The sequence below is a fragment of the Streptomyces sp. NPDC086766 genome (genome assembly GCF_044746005.1).
Taxonomy (GTDB): domain Bacteria; phylum Actinomycetota; class Actinomycetes; order Streptomycetales; family Streptomycetaceae; genus Streptomyces.
Genome location: NZ_JBIVBI010000054.1, coordinates 1 through 3,597 on the forward strand (window position 1 = coordinate 1; position 3,597 = coordinate 3,597).

General features: G+C 66.2%; 2 protein-coding genes and 3 pseudogenes. 3 read left to right on the forward strand and 2 right to left on the reverse strand.

The annotated features are described in order from the left end of the window. Positions 1-650: 650 nt before the first annotated feature. Entirely contained in the window at positions 651-1,022 is a 372-nt protein-coding gene (locus ACIPM1_RS33760; RefSeq protein ID WP_402441192.1) for a hypothetical protein, read from the reverse strand. Between the two features lie 194 nt (positions 1,023-1,216). Here ACIPM1_RS33760 and ACIPM1_RS33765 point away from each other — a divergent pair. Further along, positions 1,217-1,720: pseudogene (locus ACIPM1_RS33765) on the forward strand (IS5 family transposase); the annotation flags it as partial. Positions 1,721-1,783: 63 nt separating this feature from the next. Here ACIPM1_RS33765 and ACIPM1_RS33770 read toward each other — a convergent pair. Next, complete coding sequence (locus ACIPM1_RS33770) at positions 1,784-2,524, reverse strand: class I SAM-dependent methyltransferase (RefSeq protein ID WP_402441194.1); 741 nt, start codon at positions 2,522-2,524, stop codon at positions 1,784-1,786. A gap of 47 nt (positions 2,525-2,571) precedes the next feature. Between ACIPM1_RS33770 and ACIPM1_RS33775 the strand changes: the two are divergent. Together ACIPM1_RS33775 and ACIPM1_RS33780 are read left to right on the forward strand one after the other, a co-directional pair. Next, a pseudogene (locus ACIPM1_RS33775) lies at positions 2,572-2,767 on the forward strand (site-specific integrase); the annotation flags it as partial. A gap of 226 nt (positions 2,768-2,993) precedes the next feature. Further along, a pseudogene (locus ACIPM1_RS33780) lies at positions 2,994-3,340 on the forward strand (VOC family protein). Positions 3,341-3,597: the final 257 nt, after the last annotated feature.

A 3,597-nucleotide genomic window follows, 5' to 3' on the forward strand; every position in this document is an offset into this window, starting at 1 on the left:
CCAGGCTCTACGTCAAAGGCATGGGAACCCAGAAGGACCGTCAAGGATCTCCTGACGACAAACCGTCAAGGAAGTCCTGAGACCTCACACCGACACACCGCATTAGGAGTTCGATCCGAGCCCGCTCCGGCTGCTGCCGTCGACTGGTGCGGCGGCCGGACAGAGGCGCTGAGCCTTCAGACCCGTAGCTCTATGTGGAGCGGGCGATGGTGGTCATCGCGGTCCGACAATGGCCTCCGGAGGACGTCACCGGACGAGGTCGGTTGGTGTGGTTGCTGTACTTCGCTGCTGTACCGCAGCTTCACCAGACCCCCGGCGAGCAGGAAGGCTTCCGCCATACGATGGACACGGCCCGCGTTGGCCGGCTGTTTTCCCCAGTTACCTGCTCGTTGTGGAGGGGACTAGCCCGTTCCAGCGGGGTCGGGTGGGGCGGCGACATCCGCTTCGAAAGCCGTTTCAGTCGGCGGAGCAGATCAGGGGGCGATCTCGTCCGTCACGCCACCGTGTTACTCCAGCCACGTCGTTTGGCCGGTGCCGTTACCACCGCCAGCTCCACGATCAAGAGACGCTGGAGAAACGAGGAACCTGAAGCATCTCCGGATGATCCCAGTCCTCCCTGGGCCGAAGATTCGCCGGTTCGACTGCCCCGGTCAGCGACGGCGGGACGCGGCCCGCTTCGCCTGCCGGCGCAGGGCAGCGACCCGCGCCGTCCGTCGCCGCGGCGCCGGCACCGGCCGGTTGTGTACCGCCGACAGGGGTGCCGGGCGGGCGATGTCGGCGTTCTCCTGAACGAACAGGACGAGGGCCGCCGCCACGAGGGTCGTCACCAGCAGGAGGCTCAGATCGACCCATGCGACCCAGTTCCAGCCGTCCTTCCGGCTCGTCTCGTGAGGCGCGGCGACGTCGATGAGTAGGAGGTAGCCGAAGGTCAGGTACCGGACGTGCCTCTTCTTCGACGCCGTGTCCGCGAGGAAGCAGACGGCCACGACGAGGAGGAAAGGTAGGTTGATGTACCAAGCCACGTGCGGCGCTAGCAGGATGAACACTGCAGCCGTGACAACTGTGAACACCTGATACCCCCCCACATCTCGACCGACAGGACCTTAGCACCGGCTGCCCCGGCCCAAGAGGGCTAGGGCGAAGGGAAGTCGGCGATCATGGCGAGGTGACGAAGCAGACGGCAGCTACCTCCGCGGGTGCCGGGGAAAGAAGCACGCCTCGGCACCACCGCCCAGACGAGGGACTCGGACGCTCCCGGTGCGGCCTGACCTGCAAGATCCACCTGGCCGGTGAGGGCGGACGACGCCCGCTGTCGCTGCTGATCACGCTGCCAGGGGGGCGACGCCCCGCAGCCCATCCCGGTCATGGAACGCATCCGTGTCCACCGCCCGGGGGCGGGCATCCGCGCACCCGGGCCGGCCACCTGGGCGGCGATAAGGCGTATTCCTCCCGGCGCAACCGCCGCTACCTGCGACGTCGCCAGATCGAGCACACCATTCCCGAGCCCCGAGATCAGCGGGCCCACGGCAAAAGACACGGCAGCAGGGGTGGACGGCCCGCCGGCTTCGACAAGACGATCTACAAACGCAGGAACGAAGTGGAGCGGACGACCAACGCGTTGAAGAACTTCTGGGCCGTGGCCGCACGCTTCGACCAACGCGCCTACGTCTTCCACGGGACCGCCACCCTCGCCTCGATCCGGCTCTGGCTCCGCCCATGATCAGCCGGACACTCCCTTGGCCTGCCCGGCGAGGGGATGCCCTTCACGTCTCGGCGGCGGAACTTACGGTTTGTGGGTTACCCAGAGCAGTTCCGCCGGCCAGCGGTGTGCCCAGTCGGGTGGGTCGGTTTCGTTGTAGCCGTTGCGTGTTCCGAGTTCGGGCCGCGGCTCGATGAGGTCGTCGATGACGAGACCCGCGCCGCGCAGGACCCTGACCCAGTCGCCGTAGGTGAGCTGATAGCTGGTCGCGCCGTCGCCTTCGGCGATGGTGTTCAGCCCGAAGTAGTCCTGCTGCAGCGTCGTGGTCACGCGGCTGGAGACTTCGTCGTAGCACGCTTCGAACCATGGGCTGGCGACGTTGAACACCAGGCGTCCGCCTCGGCCCAAGACGCGTGCGGCCTCTGGGACGGCCAGGTGCGGGGGCGCCCAGCTGAGCCCACCGAAGTCGCAGAACACCAGGTCGAAGCTGTCGGCGGCGAAGGGGAGTTGTTCGGCGGCGCCTTGCACCAGCGGGTAGCGGGCCGCTCCCATCGCGCGGGCAGCTGCCGCGAGTTGGGCTTCGGACAGGTCGAGCCCGATCACGGTGGCGCCCTCGGCGGCGAGCGCCCTGGACCACTGGCCGGCGCCGCAGCCGAGTTCGAGGACGCGCTTGCCGGTGATGTCGCCCAGGGCGTGCAGGTGCGCGTCGGGGATGGAGTACATGCCCCACAACCGGGGTGTGGCGCCGATTTGCGGGTCGTGCTCCTGCTGGTAGGCGCTGCTGATCTGATTCCAGAGCCGCCGGTTGGCGGGGATGCTGTCCACGTGCTGACTCCAGCACTGCCTGCCGGGGGCGGTCAACACGATCAACTGCTCGTGCCAAGGCGGGGGAGCGGTGGCACGAGTCGGACTACGTCTTCACCACCCGCACCGGTCGCCCGATCGAGCCGCGGAACGTCTACCGCTCCCCGCATCGCCCACTCTGCCGTCCTCCGCGTCATCAGGCTGCACGATGCCCGCCACGGCACGGCGACACTTCTCACGGCGGCCTGGGTGACCACCCGCGTTGATGTCAAAGACCCCGAACCGTGATGGGCCCTGTGGCCTTCTGCCTGGTGCCCTCGGCAGGATTCGAACCAGCGATAACCGCTTTAGAAGAGACCCTATAGCTGCCCTGTCTATGGCGATCTTCCCCTGAAAATTTTACAGTCCCATCCCGGAGCGCTTCGATGTGCGTGCGGCGACGATCGGGTAGTAGTCCTGGATCCGTGTGTGCTCTCTTCAGGAGTCGTCGATGGCCGTTCGCCGTGTCATGCCCATCATCCAGTCAGAGGCTGCGAAGGAGAGCCGGGAATTCTATGGCCTGCTGGGCTTTGAAGAAGTCATGAATCTCGGCTGGATCATGACGCTTGCCTCGCCGACCAGTCCGGCGGCCCAGGTCAGCGTTGTGGCCGGCGACAAAACCGCCCCGGTTACCCCCATATGAGCGTCGAAGTCGACGACGTGGAGGCGGCTTACGCGATCATGCGGGACAGCGGCGCGGAGATCGTTCACCCCTTACAGGACGAGGAGTGGGGCGTACGGCGGTTCTTCGTCCGCGACCCCAACGGCCGTGTGGTCAACGTTCTGAGTCACCGCTGAGGCTTCCGGCGCCACGAGGCCGGTGCTGGCTCCCAGCCACTCGGTCTGACATCAGTGATTCCCGATGTGGTTTGTCAAGTCTGAGGGATGCCTGAGGTGTTGGGTATGCCGCTGCGTGGTCGGGCCGAGGTGGCTGGAGGGTGAAGGTGCATTGGTCGCGTTTAAGACGTCGTCTCATTTGGCGTACTGGGTAGTCTGCACTGTGTGGTGATGGTCGAGCGCGTGGTTCCAGACGAGTTGTGGGAGCTGTTTCAGCG